The organism is Micromonospora sp. DT31 (assembly GCF_049841795.1).
Classification (GTDB): domain Bacteria; phylum Actinomycetota; class Actinomycetes; order Mycobacteriales; family Micromonosporaceae; genus Micromonospora.
Genome location: NZ_JBNCKZ010000015.1, coordinates 14,465 through 35,361, shown reverse-complemented (window position 1 = coordinate 35,361; position 20,897 = coordinate 14,465). Strand labels below are relative to the sequence as shown.

19 protein-coding genes are annotated in these 20,897 nt (G+C 74.1%); 6 read left to right on the top strand and 13 right to left on the bottom strand.

The features are described 5' to 3' along the window. Window positions 1-77 precede the first annotated feature (77 nt). Window positions 78-1,325, bottom strand: a complete 1,248-nt coding sequence (locus ACLQ2X_RS22040; protein WP_425682968.1) for a PQQ-binding-like beta-propeller repeat protein — start codon at window positions 1,323-1,325, stop codon at window positions 78-80. A 93-nt stretch (window positions 1,326-1,418) separates the two neighbouring features. Here ACLQ2X_RS22040 and ACLQ2X_RS22035 point away from each other — a divergent pair, with 93 nt between their 5' ends. Continuing rightward, complete coding sequence (locus ACLQ2X_RS22035; protein ID WP_425683043.1) at window positions 1,419-3,287, top strand: hypothetical protein; 1,869 nt, start codon at window positions 1,419-1,421, stop codon at window positions 3,285-3,287. 40 nt (window positions 3,288-3,327) lie between these two features. On the opposite strand, the gene ACLQ2X_RS22030 is transcribed toward ACLQ2X_RS22035, so the two are convergent. Beyond that, entirely contained in the window at window positions 3,328-5,175 is a 1,848-nt protein-coding gene (locus ACLQ2X_RS22030) for a hypothetical protein (RefSeq protein WP_425683042.1), read from the bottom strand. Between the two features lie 228 nt (window positions 5,176-5,403). On the opposite strand from ACLQ2X_RS22030, the gene ACLQ2X_RS22025 reads away from it, so the two are divergent. Beyond that, complete coding sequence (locus ACLQ2X_RS22025; RefSeq protein ID WP_425682967.1) at window positions 5,404-6,594, top strand: hypothetical protein; 1,191 nt, start codon at window positions 5,404-5,406, stop codon at window positions 6,592-6,594. A gap of 74 nt (window positions 6,595-6,668) precedes the next feature. On the opposite strand, the gene dxs is transcribed toward ACLQ2X_RS22025, so the two are convergent. Genes dxs through ACLQ2X_RS22005 form a run of 4 tightly spaced genes read right to left on the bottom strand, consistent with a single transcriptional unit; the run spans window position 6,669 to window position 13,182 of the window. Continuing rightward, window positions 6,669-8,612: a 1-deoxy-D-xylulose-5-phosphate synthase gene (gene dxs / locus ACLQ2X_RS22020; RefSeq protein WP_425682966.1), complete on the bottom strand. Its 1,944-nt coding sequence runs from the start codon at window positions 8,610-8,612 to the stop codon at window positions 6,669-6,671. Between the two features lie 58 nt (window positions 8,613-8,670). Next, on the bottom strand, window positions 8,671-9,831 hold the full coding sequence (locus ACLQ2X_RS22015) for an anhydro-N-acetylmuramic acid kinase (RefSeq protein ID WP_425682965.1): 1,161 nt from the start codon (window positions 9,829-9,831) through the stop codon (window positions 8,671-8,673). 43 nt (window positions 9,832-9,874) lie between these two features. Continuing rightward, window positions 9,875-11,134 carry a class I SAM-dependent RNA methyltransferase gene (locus tag ACLQ2X_RS22010; RefSeq protein ID WP_425682964.1) on the bottom strand — a complete coding sequence of 420 codons (1,260 nt, stop codon included), beginning with the start codon at window positions 11,132-11,134 and terminating at the stop codon, window positions 9,875-9,877. Further along, the gene (locus tag ACLQ2X_RS22005; RefSeq protein WP_425682963.1) at window positions 11,131-13,182 is read right to left on the bottom strand and encodes an APC family permease; all 2,052 of its coding nucleotides are present in this window, start codon (window positions 13,180-13,182) and stop codon (window positions 11,131-11,133) included. The genes ACLQ2X_RS22010 and ACLQ2X_RS22005 overlap by 4 nt, the downstream gene beginning before the upstream one ends. A 146-nt stretch (window positions 13,183-13,328) precedes the next feature. Between ACLQ2X_RS22005 and ACLQ2X_RS22000 the strand changes: the two genes are divergently transcribed. Continuing rightward, a complete protein-coding gene (locus ACLQ2X_RS22000) occupies window positions 13,329-13,994 on the top strand; it encodes a potassium channel family protein (protein WP_425682962.1) in 666 nt (221 codons plus the stop codon). Window positions 13,995-13,997: 3 nt separating this feature from the next. After that, window positions 13,998-14,690 carry a potassium channel family protein gene (locus ACLQ2X_RS21995; RefSeq protein WP_425682961.1) on the top strand — a complete coding sequence of 231 codons (693 nt, stop codon included), beginning with the start codon at window positions 13,998-14,000 and terminating at the stop codon, window positions 14,688-14,690. Window positions 14,691-14,702: 12 nt separating this feature from the next. On the opposite strand, the gene ACLQ2X_RS21990 is transcribed toward ACLQ2X_RS21995, so the two are convergent. From ACLQ2X_RS21990 to dut, 4 genes are all read right to left on the bottom strand, one after another. Then, entirely contained in the window at window positions 14,703-15,383 is a 681-nt protein-coding gene (locus ACLQ2X_RS21990; protein ID WP_425682960.1) for a DUF3159 domain-containing protein, read from the bottom strand. Then, a complete protein-coding gene (locus ACLQ2X_RS21985) occupies window positions 15,380-15,760 on the bottom strand; it encodes an OB-fold nucleic acid binding domain-containing protein (RefSeq protein ID WP_425682959.1) in 381 nt (126 codons plus the stop codon). Before ACLQ2X_RS21985 ends, ACLQ2X_RS21990 begins: the two co-directional genes overlap by 4 nt. Window positions 15,761-15,897: 137 nt before the next feature. Next, window positions 15,898-16,521 (bottom strand): DUF3710 domain-containing protein, encoded by a 624-nt coding sequence (locus ACLQ2X_RS21980; RefSeq protein ID WP_425682958.1) that lies wholly within the window; start codon window positions 16,519-16,521, stop codon window positions 15,898-15,900. Window positions 16,522-16,546: 25 nt separating this feature from the next. Further along, window positions 16,547-17,044: a dUTP diphosphatase gene (dut, locus tag ACLQ2X_RS21975; protein ID WP_425683041.1), complete on the bottom strand. Its 498-nt coding sequence runs from the start codon at window positions 17,042-17,044 to the stop codon at window positions 16,547-16,549. 86 nt (window positions 17,045-17,130) lie between these two features. Between dut and ACLQ2X_RS21970 the strand changes: the two genes are divergently transcribed. Beyond that, window positions 17,131-17,622, top strand: a complete 492-nt coding sequence (locus ACLQ2X_RS21970; RefSeq protein WP_425682957.1) for a DUF3093 domain-containing protein — start codon at window positions 17,131-17,133, stop codon at window positions 17,620-17,622. Window positions 17,623-17,644: 22 nt separating this feature from the next. On the opposite strand, the gene ACLQ2X_RS21965 is transcribed toward ACLQ2X_RS21970, so the two are convergent. Together ACLQ2X_RS21965 and ACLQ2X_RS21960 are read right to left on the bottom strand one after the other, a co-directional pair. Then, complete coding sequence (locus tag ACLQ2X_RS21965; RefSeq protein WP_425683040.1) at window positions 17,645-18,427, bottom strand: hypothetical protein; 783 nt, start codon at window positions 18,425-18,427, stop codon at window positions 17,645-17,647. Between the two features lie 225 nt (window positions 18,428-18,652). Beyond that, complete coding sequence (locus tag ACLQ2X_RS21960) at window positions 18,653-18,949, bottom strand: DUF4193 domain-containing protein (RefSeq protein ID WP_013284790.1); 297 nt, start codon at window positions 18,947-18,949, stop codon at window positions 18,653-18,655. Window positions 18,950-19,383: 434 nt separating this feature from the next. Between ACLQ2X_RS21960 and ACLQ2X_RS21955 the strand changes: the two genes are divergently transcribed. Continuing rightward, entirely contained in the window at window positions 19,384-19,899 is a 516-nt protein-coding gene (locus tag ACLQ2X_RS21955) for a LytR C-terminal domain-containing protein (RefSeq protein WP_425683039.1), read from the top strand. 112 nt (window positions 19,900-20,011) lie between these two features. Here ACLQ2X_RS21955 and ACLQ2X_RS21950 read toward each other — a convergent pair whose 3' ends face one another. Next, window positions 20,012-20,821 carry an inositol monophosphatase family protein gene (locus ACLQ2X_RS21950; protein ID WP_425682956.1) on the bottom strand — a complete coding sequence of 270 codons (810 nt, stop codon included), beginning with the start codon at window positions 20,819-20,821 and terminating at the stop codon, window positions 20,012-20,014. Window positions 20,822-20,897: the final 76 nt, after the last annotated feature.

The window sequence follows — 20,897 nt, the reverse complement described above, 5'->3', positions numbered from 1 at the left end:
CCAGGCCGACCAGCAGGGTGACCGACGGCCGCCAGGCCGACCAGCAGGGTGACCGACGGCCGTGCCTCGCGACGAGTTCACCGCAGCCGCCACAGCTCGACGTCGGCGTCGCGGTTGCGGCAGGCCAGCAGCGTCGTGCCGGACTCGCAGTCACTGCCGGAGAACACATCGCGGGGCCGGGGTGGGTCGCCGGAGGTGTCCGCCTCGGCCAGGAGCAGCCGCCCACCACTGAGCGATCGGGTCACGAACAGCGGTCCGCCGACCTCGTACCCCGGTATCACCGACCATTGACCGAGGTCGGCGACCACCCGCCCGTCCGCGGCGTCGAGCACCGCCAGACCACCGCCGGCATCGGTGGCGCCGACGAGCAGCCGACCGGCCCCGGCCGTCACCACCCCCGACCAGCGGGCGACGGACCAGCGCACCGCCCCGGTCGCCGGGTCGAGGCCCCACATCCCGCCGGACTGCCGGACGGCACAGAGCAGGGCACCGCACGGGTCGACGTAACCGACCGACGGCAGCGTCACGGTCCAGCGGGGCCGCAGGGTGGTCAGGTCGTAGGCGTTGACCACCCCGGTGAGGGCGCCGAACTCCAGCAGCAGCCCGTCGGCGACCACCACCCGCCGCCGGCCGAGCGGTCCGCCCAGACGCAGGTCGCGGGCGGCGAGTCGGGTGCCGTCGTGAACGTCCAGCACCACCGCCCGCCCGGCCTCGGCGGTCAGCAGCAGCCGGTCCAGGCCCGCCGAACCGGAGCCGAACTGCAGCTCGCCGGTGGTGGGTGCGGTCCACAGGGTACGGCCGTCGACCGGGTCCACCCGGCGCACCGGCTGGCGGGCCGCGCCGGCGACCGGCTGGATCAGCAGCGCCTCCCCGACGCTGATCGCCGCGCCGGGCTGGCGCCAGGCCGGCGCGCCCGTGCCGGCGTCGTACGCGACCGTGTCCCAGGCCTGGTCGTCGCCGGTCTGCCGCAGGACCAGCACCCGTCCGGCGTACTCCCACACCGACACGACGGTGCCCGGCCCGGGCAGCCGGCGCCGCCACCGCTCCCGGTCGGCCCGGTACGCCACGATCTCCCGGGTGGCGTCCGCGCTCGGGCCGAGCAACCGCACCACGAACACCCCGTCGCCGGAGATGAAGACGGCGGCCCCGAGGCCGCCGGGCAGCGTCGAGACGCGGGGCCGGGCCGGCGGTGCCCCGGCGGTGAGCGTGGCCAACATCACCACAAGCGCCAGCAGGATGCGGAACGGCCGGCCGACGCTTCGCGGCGGCCGGCTCGCCTCGGGCGCGGGCTCGTCCCGCAGCTCACCGAGATCGATGAGGGTCACGCCCGTCCTCTCCCGCGCACCGGGCCGCCGCACGGCCGTGACCGGTCGGGTGCCAGCCCGCCTGTACGATGGCCCGTCGTGGCCGTGCCCGTGGTGGACCCTTCGCTGAACTCCTCGTCCGTCGAGGCGGACGCCGTCGTGGCGGATCCGCCCCGTCGGCCCCGTCGCCGACCGGCCCGCGCCGACGTGCTGGCCATCGGAGCCTATGTGCTGCTCGGCGTTCTCGTCTGCCTCAACTACTGGGTGGACGTGCAGCACCGCGTGTCCTCGCACCTGCCGACCGACCACAGTTGGTTCGAGTGGTTGTTCGCGCACGGGGCCTACTCGGTACAGCACCTGGAGAACCCGCTGTTCACCACCCGGCAGAACGCGCCGGACGGGGTGAACATGATGGCGAACACCTCGCTGCTCGGGGTGACGCTGCCGTTGGCGCCGCTGACCATGCTGCTCGGCCCGCAGGTGATGTACGCGCTCTACCTGGGGGCGGCGCTGTCCGCGACCGCCGCCACGTCGTACTGGATGCTCTCCCGGCACCTGGTCCGCTCCCGGGCCGCCGCGTTCGCCGGCGGCGCGTTCCTCGGCTTCGCGCCGGGCATCGTGCACCACGCCAACGGGCAGCCCAACTTCGTGTCGAACTTCCTGCTCCCGCTGATCGTGGTCCGGGTGCTGCGGCTCGGCGAACCGGGACGCTGGCGGCGCAACGGGCTGGTGCTGGGGTTGCTGGTCGCGTACCAGGTCTTCGTCAACGAGGAGATGCTGCTGCTGACCGCGCTGGCGTGCCTGGTCGTCGTGGTGGCGTACGCGGTGCAGCGGCCGCGCGCGGCGCGGGAGCGGGCCGGTGCGTTCCTGGCCGCGCTCGGCGTCGGCGGCGGGCTGGCCCTGCTGTTGACCGCCTACCCGATCTGGTTCCAGTTCAACGGCCCGCAGGCCTACCGGGGCCTGCAGGGCGGGGTGTTCCACAGTTGGGGCGAGGACCTGATGGCCTTCGTCACGTTCGCCCGGGACACCGTCGCCGGCACCGAGGCGGTGGAGAAGACCATCGGGCTGACCGAACAGAACACCTGGTTCGGCTGGCCGCTGGTGCTCGTCGCGCTGGCCGCGTTGGTGCTGCTGGTCCGCCGCTCCGTGCCGGCCCGGATCCTGGCCGTGCTCGTCGTCGTCTTCACGGTCGCCTCGATCGGCCCGACCGTGCGGTTCGACGGGCGGGAGACCGACCTGGCCGGGCCGTGGGCGTACCTGCCGGACGACCTGCCGCTTGTCGAGATGATGATGCCGACCCGGTTGAGCCTGGTGGTGGTCGCCGCCGTGGGTGTGCTGATCGCCCTGGCCTGGGATGCCCTGGCCCGCGACGGCCGACCGCCGGTGCCCGCCCCGCGCACCGGTGACGACACCGACACCGCCGCCGCCCCCGCCGGGCGGGCGACGGCCGGGCCGCGTCGCCGGGCGCTGCGCCTGGTCGGGTACGTCGCGATGGTGGCCGCCCTGCTGCCGCTGTTCCCCCGCCCGCTGCCGGCCAAGGAGATCGACCCGCCGCCGCGCTTCATCACCGCGGGCGGCTGGCGACCGTACGTGCCGGAGGGCCGCACCCTGGTGCCGGTGCCGATCCCGAGCAACGTGCACGGGCTGTCGACGCTGCGCTGGAGCGCTCTGACCGGCCACGAGTTCCCCGTCCCGGGCGGTTACTTCATCGGCCCCAACGAGCGCGGCGAGGGCGTCTTCGGCGCCCCGAACCGGCCCACCAGCACCCTGATCTACTCCACCATGGACGCCGGCACGCTCCCGGAGATCACCGACGAGAACCGCCGCCAGGCCGTCGACGACATGCGTTTCTGGCGGGCGTCGGTGGTGGTGCTCGGAGCCGGCCCGCGCGAGGCGGTGCTGCGCGACCTGATGACCGCGCTGCTCGGCCCCGCCCAACGGGTCGACGACGTGTGGCTCTGGGACGTCCGCGACCGGGTCTGACCACGCCGGCCCGGCCCGCGCCCGTCAGGTCCGCGCCCCGTCAGGCCGAGCGGTAGGTCAGTTTCCGCACGTCCCACAGCCAGACGTCCAGTTCCTGGCGACCCGGCCCGACCAGTTGCTCCACCGTGCGGCGCAACGGTTCGGCGTTCTGCTCGTCCACCGGCAGCACCAGGATCGCCGCGTTCCAGTGCCGCAGCTCGTCCAGGAAGCGGCGCCGCTGCCGGTCGTCGAGCTTCGGCGTACGGCCGGTGGACGCCACGTCCTTCAGCAGCTCACCGATGCCGCTGGGTCGGCCGCCGAAACGTCCCGGGTCGCCTGTGACACCGTTGCGCGGGGCCAGGAAGTAGCCGCCGGGGATCTTGAAGTCGAGGTTGGTGCTCGCCGCCCAGCGCATCGGGTCGGTGTTGCCCATCGCCGGCACCGGCACCGACACCAGCGTCTGGTCCGGGCCGAGGTACTGCCGCCACCGGTCGGCGGTGATGAACTGCGGCACCGGCTCCCGGGTGGTGACCCGCAGCGGCATCGGCGCGATGGGCAGCAGCGCGAAGGCCAGGCCGGCGACGGTGAGCTTCCGGGCGGCGGCGCGGTCCACGCCCGGCAGCGTCCAGGCGCGCCGCACCGCGTACGCGAGCAGCACCGCGACCATCACCCCGGTGATCAGGCCGAAGCGGGTCGGCACCACGGCGTCCAGCAGCGGCAGCCGTACCAGCAGCTCCCACGGCCCGGTGGCCAGTTCCCGGTCCCACCAGGAGATCCGCTCGCCGAGGGAAAGCACGGCGAAGAACAGTCCGGTCGCGGCCAGCGCCCGGACGATCACGTCCCGCCGCAGCCAGATCACGATGCCCACGGTCAGCAGGGACAGGCTCCAGCCGAAGAAGGCGTTCTCCTCCGAGTAGTTCGGGGCGAGGTTGACGTTGGCCCGCTCGTTGCCGCCGAACGTGGGCGAGCCGGGGGCGAAGAACGCCGCGATGTCGTTGCCGTAGTCGCGCACCGCGTCGCTGAGCCCGTGGTACGCCATCGGCCCGGCGAACTGCACCCACAGCGGGTACGCCAGCAGCGCCCCGGCGAGCGCCGCGCAGACCGCCAGCCCGGCGCCGAGCGGCCGCCAGGCGGCCTTCCACCGCCGGCGCTGCTGCACCAGCACGGCGAGCAGGAACACGCCCAGCGCCATCGCGGTGAACAGCAGGATCTCCTCGTTGATGAACGCCTGCGCGGTGACCAGCAGCGCCAGCAGCACTCCGTCGCGTACCGGCCGGGTGGACCGGGTCAGCACCAGCACCCGCCACACGATGAACGGCAGCAGGAACTGGCTGATGATGTTGGGATGCCAGTTGGCGTGCGACAGCATGGCCGGCGAGAACCCGCAGAACCAGGCCGCGACGGCGGCGGCCGGGCGGTGGCGGATCAGGTGCCGGGAGAGCACCCGGTACCAGGCGGCGGCGGTGCCGGCCAGGCCCAGCGTGACGAGCGTGACGAAGGAGACCGCCGGCCCGAACAGCAGGGTGATCGGCACCATCGGGATGCCGAGTGCCAGGATGGCGGTGTTCGCCATCAGGTTGACCCCGTCGGGGTAGTTGAACTGGTCGGTGAAGAACGGGAACTCCCCGTGCAGCACCACCCGCACCGAGTGGGCCAGGAAGAACTGCACCTGCGCCGGGTCGCTGCTGTAGAGGGCGGCCACCCGGCCGGCCGGGTCGACCCAGATTCCGCTGGTCACCCAGGTGGCGGCGAGCAGGAAGGCGGCGTACACGGCCAGGTCGGTCCGGCGGCGGGTCCACCGCCACCGGCGGCGCGCGCCCTCCCCCGGCTCGGCGGGGGCCCGCGGGGCGCGTGCCGGCTCCGGATCGCGTACGGGCGGCGGTTCGAGCGTGCCGACAGATGCGGTCAGGGTGACGGAGCGGTGGCCCGTCGGGGCGTCGGCGTCCGGCGTCGAGGCGCCGCGGGTCTCGGCAGGCGTCACAGTCGGCGGAGTCTACCGGAGCCGGGTACCGGCGCCCGAATCGACGGTCACGTTCCGCAGCGGCAGCCCGGCCGAATGGGTGAGCCGGGCGCGGCCGAGTGACCTGTCGTCTCGTACCATATGGGCTTCCGACCGACGACCGGCGAGGGGATCAGGGTGCTTTCAGCCCGCCGAGGCGCTACGACGGGCACCGCGCTGGTGGCTCTGCTGCTGGCCACCGTCGGCTGCGGACCGGTCACCGAACGGCGGCCGGCGGACCTGCGCAGCGGCTACGACAGTCGGGACGGCGACCTCGTGGTCTGGCCGCCGCGCGGCAGCCTGGCCGGGGACGCCGCGGCGACCGCCGGGATCACCACCGCGGTACGCGACTGGCGGTCGCCGGTGGACGACCGGGTGCACGTGCCCACCTCCGGGATCCTCTTCTCCGGCCGGGTCGCCGGCTCCGCGCTGGCGCTTGTCGCCGCGGACGTGCCCGGCGCGGGCGCTTCCTGGCTGCTCCAGCTCGACTCGGACGGGCAACGCTGGCGGGTGGCCCACGCCACCGAGTACACCGACCCGGGCTACCTGGTCTACTCCGACGTGCTGCCGGTGCGCGAGCCCACCGGCCGCCGCTATCTCACCTCGGTCCGGGTGGAGCGTCTGCTCGCGCCGGACGGCACGGCGCTGGGCCGCACCGACGGGCTCACCGATCCGGTCGCGGTGCCGACCTGCCGGGCCGTCGAGCTGACCGCGACGCTGCGGGCCACCTCGTCGCTGCCGCGCGGGCAGGCCGCGGACCGCATCCTGGACCTGGGTACGGCCATCGAGGCACCCCGGTACCCCCTGGTCCGCGACGAGACGGGCGCCGGCAAGCGCGCGCTGGCCGGGTTGGACACCTGCGTGCTGGCCGGTGACCGGGGCCCGTTCGGCAGCGAGCCACGGCGCAGCGGCGACCGGAAGGCGCCCCGCTCCGCGCCCGAGTCGTGGCCGATGGCGAAGATCGCGACGCGTTCGCTCGGCGAGGTGGCCCTCGACGGCGACGAGCCGGGAGAGCTGGAGCAGCTCACCTGGGAGAGCCGCGGCGGGCCGATGACGGCGGTGCTCTACCGGCCGGCGGACGGTGGCCCCCCGGTGGTCTCCCCGGCCGACCGGTCCACCACGCTCCAGGCCTACCACCTGCCGATGCCCGGACGGCCGCTCGCGGTGCTGACCTGGCGCACCCGGGACGCGTCCTTCTCCGCCCCGCCCGGCACCACCCGGCTGGTGGACCGGCCGGGCATGGTGGTGGTCGAGCAGACCGACGGCAAGCAGACCTTCAGCCTCGCCGACACCGAAAAGACCTGGTACCGCTCCCTCCCCACCCCCTGACCCCACGTCCGGCAGGCCGGCCGGGGACGCCAGCGGGCGGCCCCGCGGGAAAGCGGGACCGCCCGGTGCGGGGATCAGTTCCGCGCGCGCGCCTCGTCGCCGGCCGGGTCGACCGGGGCGGCGTCCAGGCCGGAGATCCAGCCGGTGACGTCACGCGCCACGTCCTGCGCGGTCAGCCCCAGGTCGGCGAGGATCTGCGCGCGGGTGCCGTGCGGGTGCCAGTCGGCCGGCACGCCCAGGTCCTTGACCGGGACCCGGACGTCGGCGTCGCGCATCGCCTGGGCCAGCGCCGAGCCGACACCGCCGACGCGTACACCGTCCTCGACGGTGACCACGAGCCGGTGCCCGGCGGCCAGCTCGACCAGCTCGGCCGGGACCGGGCGCACCCAGCGCGGGTCGACCACGGTGACGCCGTAGCCCTGCTCGGCGACCCGGGTGGCGACCTCCATCCCGAGGCCGGCGAAGGAGCCGACCGCGACGAGCAGCACATCGGTACGCGCCGACTCGGCCAGCACGTCCACCGGGCCGACCCGGCGCACGGCCGGCAGGTCGGCGGCGACGGTGCCGGTCGGGAAGCGCAGGATGGTCGGGCCGTCGTCGACGGCGATGGCCTCGCGCAGCTCCTCGCGCAGCGTGGCCGAGTCGCGGGGCGCGGCGATGCGCAGGCCGGGCACCACCCCGAAGACCGACATGTCCCAGATGCCGTAGTGGCTGGGCCCGTCGGGGCCGGTGATGCCGGCCCGGTCCAGCACGAACGTGACAGGCAGCTTGTGCATGGCCACGTCCAGCAGGACCTGGTCGAAGGCGCGGTTGAGGAAGGTGGCGTAGACCGCGACCACCGGGTGCAGGCCGCCCATGGCCAGGCCGGCGGCGGAGGTGGCCGCGTGCTGCTCGGCGATGCCTACGTCGTAGACCCGCTCCGGGTACTTGCGGGCCAGCGTGGCGATGCCTGTGGGCTCGGCCATGGCGGCGGTGATGCCGACCACGTCGGGCCGCTCGTCGGCGATCGCCACCAGCTCGTCGGCGAAGACGTGGGTCCACTTCACCGACGGTACGGCGACCAGTTGGCCGGTCTCCACGTCGAAGGCGCCGGGGCCGTGCAGGCAGTCGGCCTCGTCGTCCTCGGCGGGACGGTAGCCGTAGCCCTTGCGGGTGACCGCGTGCACGATCACCGGGCCGCCGAAGTTCTTGGCCGCGCGCAGCGCCGCCTCGACCGCGGCCACGTCGTGGCCGTCGACCGGACCGACGTACTTGATGCCCAGGTCCTCGAACATGGCCTGCGGGGCGACCGCGTCCTTGATGCCCTTCTTGACCGCGTGCAGGACCTCGTACATCGGCTTGCCGACGAACGGGGTGTTGCCCAGCGCGTCCTTGACGGTGTCGAGCACCTTCTCGTAGCCGGGGTTGAGCCGCAGCGACGACAGGTGGTCGGCGAGGCCGCCGATGGTCGGCGAGTAGGACCGGCCGTTGTCGTTCACCACGATGATCAGCGGGTTGCCGGCGGTGGCGATGTTGTTCAGCGCCTCCCAGCACATGCCGCCGGTGAGCGCGCCGTCGCCGACCACGGCCACCACGGACCGCTTCTCGCCGCGCAACGAGTACGCCTTGGCCAGGCCGTCGGCGTAGGACAGGGCGGTGGAGGCGTGCGAGTTCTCGATCAGGTCGTGCTCGCTCTCCGCCTGGCTGGGGTAGCCGGAGAGGCCGCCGCGCTGGCGGAGCTTGTCGAAGCCCTCCTGCCGGCCGGTGAGGATCTTGTGCACGTACGACTGGTGGCCGGTGTCGAAGAGCAGCCGGTCACGGGGGGAGTCGAAGACCCGGTGCATGGCCAGGGTCAGCTCGACCACACCCAGGTTGGGGCCGATGTGGCCGCCGGTGCGGGAGACCTTGGCGATCAGGAAGTCACGGATCTCGGCGGCGAGGATGTCCAGTTGCTCGGCGGTCATCCGCTTCACGTCCTGCGGGCCGCGGACGGCACCCAGCAGCCGACCGTGGTTGGCCGTGCCCTCTTCAACACTCATGACCGCAGAGTCTATCCACCGTGTGACAGACCGCAGCCCGACCGTGCAGCCCCGCGGGTCAGGCGTCCACCACCAGCCGGCGGGGTGCCGGCGGCCGCGACGCCGCCCAGGACGGGCCGGCCGGCGTCCACGAACCGAGCACGGCGGCCCGGGACGCGCCGGTCACCGAGGGCACCGCCGCGGGCAGCCCGTGCCAGCTCAGCCACCCCAGCACCGCGAACGCGTACGCCTCCTTGGCCTGCGCCGGCACCCCCAGCTCGTCGGTGGTGCGCAGCCCCCACCGGCCGGCTCCGAGCGCGGCCAGCCGCGCCCGGAGTGTGGGATTGCGCACTCCCCCGCCGGCGGCGACCACCTCGGTCACCCGGTGCCGGTCGCAGGCGTCGGCGACCGTGCGGGCGGTCAGCTCGGTGAGCGTGGCCAGCACGTCGTCGGCGGCCACCGGCTCGCCCAGGGCGGCCAGCGCGGCGTCCAGGTAGCCGCCGTGGAACAACTCCTTGCCCGTCGACTTGGGCGGCGGCGCCGCGTAGTAGGGCTCGGCGAGCAGCCGGGCCAGCAGCGGCCCGTGCACCCGCCCGGCCGCGGCCCGCGCCCCGTCGACGTCGCACGACCGGCCCAGGAAACGCCGGGCAGCGGCGTCCAGCAGCGCGTTGGCGGGGCCCACGTCGTACCCGAGGACCGGGGCGCCCGGCGCGACCACGGTGAGGTTCGCGATCCCGCCGAGGTTCAACGCGGCCCGGGCACCGGCGGCCGGGTCGAGCAGCAGCGCGTCGAACGCCGGCACCAGCGGCGCGCCCTGCCCGCCGGCCGCCACGTCCGCCGAGCGCAGGTCGTGCAGCACCGGTACGCCCACCCGGGCGGCGACCCGGGCCGGCGCGCCGAGCTGCAACGTGCCGCGCACCCGCCCCCCGTCGACCCAGTGGAAGACCGTCTGCCCGGGTGACACCACGAAGTCGGCGGTGCCCCCGGCCAGTTCCACGCCCACGGCCGCCGCCTGCGCGAACACCTCACCGAGCCGGTTGTCCAGCCGGCAGACCGCCTCGATGGTGGTGGCCGCCGGGGGCAGCAGCGCGCCGATCTGGGCCCGCAGGTCCTCCGGGTACGGCAGCTCCCGGTGCCCGAGCGGCCGCAGCCGCAACGTCTCCCCGTCGGGGGTGAACTCGGCCGCCGCCACGTCCACCCCGTCGTACGACGTGCCCGACATCAACCCGACGACGCGCAAGGAAGGGCCCCTCTCAACGGATCCGGCAGTAGAAGGGCCCCTGTCAACGCTGCGGGGGCAGGAACAGGCCGACCAGTTCCACGTGCTGGGTCATCGGGAACAGGTCGAAGCCACGCAGCGCGGCCAGCCGCCAGCCGGCGTCGGCGAACGTGCGCACGTCGCGGGCGAAGGCGGCCGGGTCGCAGGCCACGTACGCGACCGCCCGCGGGCCGGCGGCCACCACGCCGCGCACCACCGGGGCGCCCGCCCCGGAACGCGGCGGGTCGAGCACCACCAGGTCGACCGGCCCGGTGATCCGGCGCCGGGCCAGCGCGGCCTCCACCCGCGCCGCGACCACCTCGACGGCCCGCAGGTCGGCCAGGTTCGTCCGGGCCGCGGCCACCCCGTCCGGCGCCGACTCGACGAGCGTCACCCGGGCGCCGTCGACCCGGCCGGCGAGCGCGGCGGCGAACAGGCCGGCCCCGCCGTACAGGTCCCAGGCCGTCTCGCCGGGCCGCGGGTCGAGCAGGTCGAGCACCGCGCCGACCAGGGCGTCCGGCGCCGCCGGGTGCACCTGCCAGAAACCCGGGGCGGGCAGCGTGAACGACCGCCCGGCCGCCGTCTCCCGCACCCGCTGCGGCCCGCTCACCGTCGTGGCGACCCCCTCGGCGTACGCGACCACGGCGACGTCCCCGCCGGTGCTGGCGACAGTCTCCACCGCGTCGGCGTCGGGCCAGCGGACGCCCGTGACCGGCAGCACCGGCAGTTCCTGGATCGCCGGATGGGCGATCAGGCACCGCTCGATCGGCACCACCTCGTGCGAGCGGTGCTTGAGCAGCCCAGCGCGGCCGGTCGCGTCGACCGTGTAGCGGACCCGGGACCGCCAGCCCAGCGACCCGCCGGGCAGCGCCTCGACCCGGACGCCGAGCGCGTCCACCTGCGCGGCGGTCAGCCCGCCCAGCCGGGTGAGCTGCTCGCGCACCACGGCGAGCTTCCAGTCGAGCTGGGCGGCCGGGGCGACGTGCTGGAGGTCGCAGCCGCCACACCGTCCCGGCCGGGCGTACGGGCAGGGCGGGGTGACCCGGTCCGGCGACGCGCTGAGGATCTCCACCGCGTCGGCGCGGGCGAAGCCCCGGTGCAGCTCGGTCACCTCGGCGACCACCCGCTCGCCGGGCAGCGCGTGGCGGACGAAGACCACCTGTCCGTCGACCCGGGCCACGCAGTGCCCGCCGGGGGCCACCGAGTCCACGGTCAGCTCGACCCGCTCGGCCTCCTCCAAGCCGGGACGGGCCTGCGCCGGCCCCGGGTGTGCTGGTGCGGTCACTTGCGCTCCTCCGGCTCGGTGGACGTGGTGGGCGTCACCAGCGGCGGCAGGGTGCTCTGCGGCGCCACCCGGGGGCCGCGCGCCGGGCCGCGGCTGAGCGTGGCGTCCAGCCGGTCCAGGTTCTTGCTGGCGGTGGAGGCGAGCTGCCACGGCACGCTCGTCACCATCACGCCCGGCTCGAACAGCAGTCGCCCCTTGAGCCGCAGCGCGCTCTGGTTGTGCAGCAGGTTCTCCCACCAGCGCCCCACCACGTACTCGGGGATGAAGACGGTGACCACGTCGCGGGGCGACTCGCGGCGGACCGACGCGACGAAGTCGAGGATCGGGCGGGTGATCTCCCGGTACGGGGAGTCGACCACGGTCAGCGGCACCGGCAGCTCCCGCCGCTCCCAGTCGGCCTGCAACTCGCGGGTGTCCTGCTCGTCCACGTTGACGGTCACCGCGGTGAGCGTGTCCGGCCGGGTCGCCCGGGCGTACGCGACGGCCCGCAGCGTCGGCTTGTGCAGCTTGCTGACCAGCACGATGGCATGGTTGCGGGCGGGCAGGACGGCCCGCTGCTCGGTCGGCTCCAGTTCCGCGGCGATCCGGTCGTAGTGCCGGCGGATGCCGAGCATCACCACGTACATCACCGCCATCGCGACGATGGCGATCCAGGCGCCGAGCAGGAACTTGGTCGCCAGCACGATGATCAGCACCACACCGGTCATGGCCATGCCGAACGTGTTGATCGCCCGGGAGCGGATCATCCGCCGCCGCGCCTCCGGGTCCCGCTCGGTGCGCAGGTGCCGGTTCCAGTGCCGGATCATGCCGGCCTGGGACAGCGTGAAGGAGACGAACACCCCGACGATGTAGAGCTGGATGAGTTTGGTGACCTCGGCCTGGAAGCCGACGATCAGCACCACCGCGAACACGGCCAGGAAGATGATGCCGTTGGAGAACGCCAGCCGGTCACCGCGGGTGTGCAGCTGGCGCGGCAGGTAGCGGTCCTGCGCCAGGATCGAGCCGAGCACCGGGAAGCCGTTGAACGCGGTGTTGGCGGCCAGGAACAGGATCAGCGCGGTCATCCCGGCGACCACGTACAGCAGCACCGAGCCGCCGCCGAACACGGTCTCCCCGAGTTGGGTGGTGACCGTCTTCTGCACGTAGCCGGCCGGGCCGGAGACGATCTGCGTGCCCGGGTCCTCGACGAACTGCAGGCCGGTGAGCCGGGCCAGCCAGATGATGCCGATCAGCATGGCCACCGAGATGCTGCCGAGCAACAGCAGCGTCGTCGCCGCGTTCTTCGACTTCGGCGTCTTGAACGCCGGTACGCCGTTGGAGATCGCCTCCACGCCGGTGAGCGCGGCGCAGCCGGAGGAGAACGTGCGCAGCAGCAGGAAGACGAGCGCGAACCCGGTGACGCTGTGCTCGGCGTGGATCTCCAGGCCGGCGCTCGGGGCGCGCAGGTCGTCACCGAGCACGAAGATCCGCACCAGTCCGGTCAGCAGCATGCCGCCGATGACGATGACGAAGCCGTAGGTGGGGATGGCGAAGGCGGTGCCCGACTCGCGCAGGCCGCGCAGGTTGATCGCGGTGAGCAGCACCACCGCGGTGACCGCGATGAGCACCTTGTGTTCGGCCACGAACGGCACCACCGAGCCGAGGTTCGCCACGCCGGAGGAGACCGACACCGCCACGGTCAGCACGTAGTCGACGAGCAGCGCGCTGGCCACCGCGAGACCGGCGCGCGGGCCCAGGTTGACCGTCGCCACCTCGTAGTCGCCACCGCCGGAGGGGTAGGCGTGTACGTTCTGCCGGTAGCTGGCCACCACGGTGAGCATCACCACGACGACCGCGAGCGCGATCCACGGTGAGAAGAAGAATGCCGAGGCGCCGGCGATGGACAGCGTCAGGAGGATCTCGTCCGGCGCGTACGCCACGCTGGACAGCGCGTCGGAGGCGAAGACCGGCAGCGCGATGCGCTTGGGCAGCAGGGTGTGCTGCAGACGGTCGGACCGGAACGGTCGACCGAGGAGGAGTCGCTTCAGCAGCGAGGTGGGTCGGGCCACAACGGCCTAGCGTACGGCCACCGGCGGCCGACCGTGAGGGTGGCCGATCTTCCCCGCGCGGTACGGTCGGTGCCCCGTTCGGGGCGGGGACGTGGCAGGCTCGCAGACGACGGGTCGGCGGGCGGCACCGTGGGAGGAGCGACACCGTGCATGTGGTGATCATGGGCTGCGGCCGGGTCGGGTCGACCCTGGCCCACGGCCTGGAGTCCCGGGGACACTCGGTGGCGGTGATCGACCAGGACGCGGACGCGTTCCGCCGCCTCGGGCCCGACTTCGCCGGCACCACGGTCACCGGCGCCGGCTTCGACGGCGAGGTGCTGCGCCAAGCCGGCATCGAGCGCGCGGACGCGTTCGCCGCGGTCTCCAGCGGCGACAACTCGAACATCATCTCGGCCCGGCTGGCCCGGGAGACGTTCGGCGTGTCCCGGGTCGCGGCCCGCATCTACGACCAGCGCCGCGCCCAGGTCTACGAGCGGCTCGGCATCCCCACCGTGGCGACCGTCCGGTGGACCGCCGAGCGGATGCTGCGCCACCTGCTTCCCGAGGGCAACGTGGAGATCTTCCGCGACGCGACGAGCACCGTGTCGATCATCGAGGTGCCGGTGCACAAGGACTGGATCGGCCGCCGGCTGCGCCAGTTGGAGGAGGCCGTCGGCGCCCGGGTCGCCTACCTGACCCGGTTCGGGATCGGCACCCTGCCCACCGCCTCCACCATGGTGCAGGAGGGCGACCAGGTCTTCATGCTGGTGACCGACGACATCAGCTCCGCCGTCACGTCGGTGGCGTCGGCGCCGCCCGAAGGGGGGCACTGAGCCATGCGGATCGCCATCGCCGGCGCCGGCAACGTGGGGCGTTCGATCGCCCAGGAACTGATCGACAACGGCCACCAGGTGATGCTCATCGAGCGGCAGCCCAAGATGCTGCGGCCGGACCGGGTGCCGACCGCCGACTGGGTGCTCGCCGACGCGTGCGAGCTGGCCAGCCTGGAGGAGGCCGACCTGGCCGGCTGCGACGTGGTGGTCGCGGCCACCGGCGACGACAAGGCGAACCTGGTGGTCTCGCTGCTGGCCAAGACCGAGTTCGCGGTGCCCCGCGTGGTCGCCCGGGTCAACCGGGCGGAGAACGAGTGGCTCTTCACCGAGCAGTGGGGCGTGGACGTCGCGGTGAGCAAGCCGCGGGTGATGGCCGCGCTGGTCGAGGAGGCGGTCACCGTCGGCGACCTGGTCCGGCTGATGACGTTCCGGCAGGGCGAGGCGAACCTGGTCGAGATCACCCTGCCGCCCACCGCCCCGTACGTGGGGCAGCCGATCCACGCCGTGCCGATCCCCCGGGACGCGGCGTTGGTGGCGATCCTGCGCGGCAAGCGGGTGCTGGTGCCCACCCCGGACGACCCGATCGAGGCCGGCGACGAACTGGTCTTCGTGTGCACCGCCGCGGTGGAGGACGACGTGCGCTCCGTGATCCTTGGCCCGACCAGCCCGGCGAGGCCCGCGCCGACCCGCCCGTGAACCGGCGGCGGGTCAGGAACCCGGCAGCGGGGTGGGTGCGGTTTCCCGGGTGACCCGGCGCACCACCCAGACGGTGATCAACAGCAGCAGCGCGTACGGCGGGTAGCCCAGCGCGAGCCGGGCCACGCCGAGCGCGGTGTCCTGGTGGGCCAGGTAGAGCGCGGCCTGCACGCCGACCTTGGCCAGCCACACCACGCCCCACAGCACGGTGAGCTGCGTGAAGGTGCGCACCAGGCGGGGGTCGTCACGCCACTCGGAGCGGCCCTTGGCGACAAGCACCGACCAGATCCAGCCGACCAGCGGCTGCCGGATCGCGGCCGACAGCAGCAGGGCCAGGCCGTAGCCGATGCCGTAGAGGATGCCGGGCAGGTAGAAGTCGCGTTCGTCGCCGGTCCGCCACGCGATGGCGGCGCCGACGGCGATGCCGAACAGGCCGTTGACGGCGTGCCGCACCGGCTTGCGCTGGGCCAGCCGCAGCCCGGCGATCAGCAGCCCCACCGCCACCGAGGCGATCACCGCGGGGCGCAGCTCACCCACCACGTTGGCGATCACGAAGACCACCACGGGGATGCTCGACTCGACCAGCCCGCGCCAGCCGCCGAGTTGGTCGGCCATCTGCTCGGCGAGGCTGGGCAGCGGCTCCTCCTCCTGCGGGTCGAGCCCCGACGGGGTGCGCTGCGCTCCGGTCGTCACTTCGGCGACTCCAGCTCGTAGTACGGGTTGTAGATCACCTTGCGGTCGTCCCGCACGGCGACCCGGCCGCGTGCGGTGAGGTGCCGGCCCGGCTCGATCCCGGCGATGTGCCGGCGGCCCAGCCAGACCAGGGTCACCACGTCGCTGCCGTCGTAGAGGTCGGCCTCCAGCGTGGGCAGGTTGGTGCGGGGCGTGTAGACCACGGTGCGCAGCCGGCCGGCCACCGAGACCACCTGACCCCTGGTGCACTGGCGGGCCGGCGTGCCGCCCGACTCGGCGCTCTCCCGGCGCAGTTCCTGCGCCTCGATCTCGGCCTCGCTCGCGGTGAGCCGGTCCAGGAGCCGCCGCAGCGACCCCCGACTCTGGTCGGTCGTCATGACCTCCGCGTCACCCTCTCCACAGCGGGGCCCCGCCGGTGGCGGAACCGTGCGGCCAGCGTACGCCGGTCCGGCCCGCCGGAGGGAGCGCGTCCGGCGCGGGCCGGCCCGCGGTGGGACCGGCCGGCGCGCTCGCGTCACACCTCCTGCGAGTCGTCCGCCTGCTGCTCGGAGATCTCCCGGGGCAGCCGCAGCGGCAGCGGCTCACGGACCGGCTTGGCCTCCAGGCCGCGGTCGACCACCAAGCCGTCCAGGCAGGCGGCCAGCGGGCCGGCGGCGGCCGGGTCGACGGCCACCCGGCCCTGGAAGACGCCGCGCACCATCCAGCGGGGCCCGTCGATGCCGACGAAACGCAGGTCGGTCGGGCCGTCCGGGGTACGCACCTGGGCGCGCAGCTCGGGGCCCCGCTCCCCCTCGACGTCCTGGGTGGTGGCACCGTCGTTGACCAGCGACTGGCGGATCTCCTCGCGGACCTCGTCCCAGATGCCGTCGGAGCGGGGCGCGGCGAAGACGCCGAGCTGCAGCGCGTTCTCCCCGTGCACCAGCACCACCTGCTGGATCACGCCCTGCGGGTCGGCCTGGACCCGCACCTCCACGTCCGGCACCGCCGGGATCTGGAGGCTGCCCAGGTCGAGCCGGGGCGCGTCGGGGGCCTCGCTGACGTCGTACGGGCCGCGGGACTCCGCCGGGGTGTCCTCGTCGAGCACCTCGTTGTCACGCGCCTGCCGCGCCTCGTTGGCCCGCTTCCGGGAGAAGATCACTGCGCCCACCCTCCGCTGTTCGCACTCACCCTGCCACCTCTTCGCGCTGCCCGCCGGCCGGCGCCGGGACCAGCCCGGCGTGCCCGCCGGTGGACCCGTGCCCGCCGGTGCCGCGCCGGGACGCGGGCAGCTCGGCCACCGGCCGGAAGTCGGCCCGGGCGACCCGCTGGACCACGAGCTGCGCGATCCGGTCGCCCCGGCTGATCCTGGCCGGTGTGTCCCGATCATGATTGATCAGGTTGACCAGGATCTCACCCCGGTAGCCGGCGTCGACCGTACCGGGCGCGTTGAGGACCGTCACGCCGAGCCTGGCCGCCAACCCCGATCGGGGATGGACCAGCCCCACGTACCCCTCCGGCAGCGCCACCGACACCCCGGTGGGCACCAGGGCCCGGCCTCCGGGCGGCAACTCCACGTCCGCGGCGGCCACCAGGTCCGCACCGGCGTCGCCGGGATGGGCGTACGCCGGCAGCGGCAGCTCCGGGTCGAGCAGCCGCACGGGCACGGGTACGACATCTGTCACGGTCATCCTCTTCCGTCCGGTCCATGCGGGGTGACCTTGTCATCCTGCCGGTTGCCCGGTCCGCGACGCGCCGTACCCTCGTCAGTGTGCGTCAGTCGTCATCTCCGGCCGCCCCGACGGCCACCCGCGCGCGGTACGCGGAGCGCCTCGGGCTGCCCTGGTGGGCCTGGCCGGCCGCGTTGGCCGTGGCCGCGCTGGTCGCCGTCGAGTTGTGGCTGGGCGCGCCCGGCGTCCGGGCCTGGCTGCCGTTCGTGCTGCTGCTCCCCGCCACCGCGGCGGCCCTGTGGTGGCTGGGCCGCATCCGGGTCGAGGTGCGTGACGACGAACTGCGGGTCGACGACGCCCGGCTGCCGGTGCGGTACGTCGCGGACGTGGTGCCGTTGGACGCGGCTGGCCGGCGCGAGGTCCTCGGCGTCGGCGCGGACCCGCTCGCCTTCGTGGTGCAGCGCCCGTGGATCGGCGGCGCCGTGCAGGTGGTGCTGGACGACCCGGCCGATCCCACCCCGTTCTGGGTGGTGAGCACCCGGCACCCGGTGGAGCTGGCCACCGCCCTGCTGGCCGCCCGCGACGCGGCCTGAGCCCGGGGACCGGCGCGGCCGGTCAGGACGGCTTGCCGGGCAGGCCCCGGGCGACGTGCCGGAGGTCCTTGCGCAGGTGCTCGCCGAGGGAGCGGGTGGCTCGCCGGTTCAGGTAGCCGGCCACCGCGGCGCCGGTCAGGAACGGCCCCAGCGTGGTGAGGTTGCGCCCGAAGCGCCGCATCAGGCTGTCCCGCAGTTCGCGGCGGGCGGCGGTGCCCAGCACGGCGCTCACGCCGACGCCGGGCATCATCGGGTTGATCCCGCGCTGTCCGGTCCAGGACTGCACCAGGGCCAGGGCGCGTGCGGTGCCCCCGGCGGGCAGCGGAATGCGGTGCACCTCGTGCAGTTCGCCGATCAGTTTCAGCTCGATCGCCACCACGGCGACGGTCTCTGCGGCCAGCAGGACGGGCGCGGAGAGCAGGGTGGGGGTGATCGCCCACTCGACCGCGGCCACTCCGCCGCCGGCCGCGCCGACCCCGGCGGTGGCCCGGGACGCGTTGCGGACGAGCCGGTCGGCGAGCGCCTCGTCGTCCAGCCCGGGGAAGTGTCGGCGCAACGTGGCGAGGTCGCGGACCGGCACGTGCGGGGCGACCTCGGCGACGGTGTCGGCCATCCAGCGCAGCGCCGCCCGGGGCTTGAACAGGTCGGTGACACCGCGGGCTCGGGCCTGCCCGACCATGCGGGTCAGCAGTTGCCGCCGGCGGGCCGGGGCGATGTCGTCGGCGGTCAGGGCGGCGACTGTCGCACCGAGGTCCTCGGTGTCCGCGTCGGGCGTACCCGGACGGACCGCCGCCGCCACGCCCATCGCGTCCGGGTCGACCGCGTCCGGGTCGGTCGCGTCCCTGCCCGGGATCGGCGCCCGGTCCGCACCGGTGGGACCCTCGCTGCGCTCGCTCACCCGTCCGCCCTCCTGATCCGCCCGGCGTGACAACCGCCGATACGAGTCAAGCAGCTTCCGGCCACCGGCGCACGGCGGCTCGAACAGCGGCGGCCCCGTCGGGGAGGCCGCCGCCGGTGTCTGCGGTCGGGGTCAGACGCACTCTCGGCAGATCAGGTCGCCGTTGCGCTCGACCGCCAGCTGGCTGCGGTGATGCACCAGGAAGCAGCGGGCACACCGGAACTCGTCCTGCTGCATCGGGAGGACCTTGACCGTGAGCTCCTCGTCGGCCAGATCGGCGCCGGGAAGCTCGAAGCTCTCGGCCACCTCGGCCTCGTCGACGTCCACGGCGCCTGACTGTGAGTCGACCCGCCGGGCCTTGAGCTCTTCCAGGCTGTCCTCGCCGAGGTCGACCTCGTCGCGACGCGGGGCGTCGTAGTCGGTGGCCATCGGTTCACTCTCCAATATCGATATTGTCGCTGCCGGTTGTAACGCCGGACGACGCCGTTTCGGTTCCCCTGACCGGCCGCCATCTCTGTCGGGCACCCGACCCGACGACCGGCGGGCCGGGCTCGCCGGAGCGCAACCCCGGCGAGCGCGGAACCCTACCCCCCTGTGGGCGAGGCATGTATACCGCCCTCGCGGAGGAGATGTACGCCTCTGGGCCCGAAGTTGTTCCCAATGTGACTCAGGCGACACGAAGATAGGGGTAGTCCTACCCGTTCACCGCGTGGCGCGCCGGCATGTCGGGCTGTTTCCACGCCGGAGCCGGACAAGCGTTAACCTCAGCGGCGTACTGGACGGCCGACAGGTCGCGGCCCGACCGCGGCGGCCGCCGCCACCCAATCACTGTCCGGGGAGCGCCCAGGATGAGTTTTGCGCGAGTGCGGGCACTCGTCGTCGTCGGACTGCTGGCGGTCACCGCGCTGGTCGTCGTGATCGTCGCCGTGGTCCGCGACAGTCAGGGCACCGCCGGCACGGCCGCCTCCTGCCCGGACGGCTGGCCCCTGGTCGACCTGCGGCTGCGCGAGCAGAAGGACGTGAAGATCAACGTCTTGAACGCGACCGACGAGACCGGCCGGGCCACCAGTGTCGCCGACGACTTCCGCAACCGGAAGTTCCAGGTGAAGAAGGTCGGCGACGAGAAGAAGGGGTTCGACGGCGTCGCGGCGCTGCGCTACGGCCCCAAGGGCGCCGGCTCGGCGCACCTGCTGCGGGCGTACTTCCTCAACGAGGCCGACCCGCAGTTCGACCCCAAGCGCAAGGACGACGTCGTCGACGTGGTCCTCGGCACCAGCTTCCAGCAGCTCGCCACCACCACCGAGGTCAACCAGTCCCTCGGTGAGCTGGGCGCCCCGGAACCGCCCACCGAGACCTGCCCGATGCCGGTCGAGAAGTGACCACGGGCCGGCACGCCGGCCGGTAGCCACGCACAGGGCGGTCTCCCGCGGTCCGGGAGGCCGCCCTGTGCCTACCGGGCGACGACGCCCGGGCCCACGGGTACCGCGCCGGTCAGGGGCCGCCGTCGGCGTCCAGGTCGACCAGGCGGGCGTGCAGCGGCCCGTGCAGGGCCGGCGGCGCGGCCAGTACCAGGTCCGGCCCGGCCGGGCGGCCGGACAACCCGGTCACCAGCAGCCCCGCCTCCCGGGCGACCAGCCCACCGGCGGCGAGGTCCCAGGCGGCCAGGCCCTTCTCGTAGTAGGCGTCCACCCGCCCCTCCGCGGCCAGGCAGAGGTCGAGCGCGGCGGCACCCATCCGGCGGATGTCCCGGATGTGCGGGATCAGTTCGGCGACCACCCGGGCCTGGTGCGCCCGGCGGGCGGCGTCGTAGCCGAAGCCGGTGGCGACCAGCGCCTGCCCCAGGTCGGTCGCGGCGGAGCAGGTCAGCCGCTGCCCGTCGCGCCAGGCGCCGCCGTCGCGCGTGGCGGTCCACTCCTCGCCGGTGGCCACGTTGCGCACCACGCCGGCGACCACCTCGCCGGCCACCTCGGCGGCGAGCGACACCGCGTAGTAGGGCAGCCCGTAGAGGTAGTTGACGGTGCCGTCGATCGGGTCGACGATCCAGCGCACACCGCCGTCGGCGGCCGGGCCGGTCTCGCCCGCGCCGTACTCCTCGCCCAGCACCGCGTCGCCGGGCCGCCGCCGGCGCAGCGCGTCCAGCACCTGCCGCTCGACCGCCCGGTCGGCGGCGGTGACCACGTCGGTCACCGTGCTCTTGGTCGCGGCCACGGAGACACCCTCGGCGCGCATCCGTCGTGCGGTGGCGGCGGCGTCCCGAGCCACCTCGACCGCGATCGCGAGCAACTCCTCCGACGTGATCATGTTCGTCCCCTTCCCGCCTGATCCGGACCGGCCGGTTCACGCGCGGGTATCATCCTTCCAAAGTCCACATCTGCGC

What these genes read in the sequence shown, in the direction of transcription:
- dxs (WP_425682966.1), bottom strand. Translation starts at nt 8,612, where the DNA reads ATGAGTGTTGAAGAGGGCACGGCCAACCACGGTCGGCTGCTGGGTGCC.
- ACLQ2X_RS21995 (WP_425682961.1), top strand. Translation starts at nt 13,998, where the DNA reads ATGCGGATCGCCATCGCCGGCGCCGGCAACGTGGGGCGTTCGATCGCC.
- ACLQ2X_RS21985 (WP_425682959.1), bottom strand. Translation starts at nt 15,760, where the DNA reads ATGACGACCGACCAGAGTCGGGGGTCGCTGCGGCGGCTCCTGGACCGG.
- ACLQ2X_RS21965 (WP_425683040.1), bottom strand. Translation starts at nt 18,427, where the DNA reads ATGGGCGTGGCGGCGGCGGTCCGTCCGGGTACGCCCGACGCGGACACC.
- ACLQ2X_RS21960 (WP_013284790.1), bottom strand. Translation starts at nt 18,949, where the DNA reads ATGGCCACCGACTACGACGCCCCGCGTCGCGACGAGGTCGACCTCGGC.
- ACLQ2X_RS21950 (WP_425682956.1), bottom strand. Translation starts at nt 20,821, where the DNA reads ATGATCACGTCGGAGGAGTTGCTCGCGATCGCGGTCGAGGTGGCTCGG.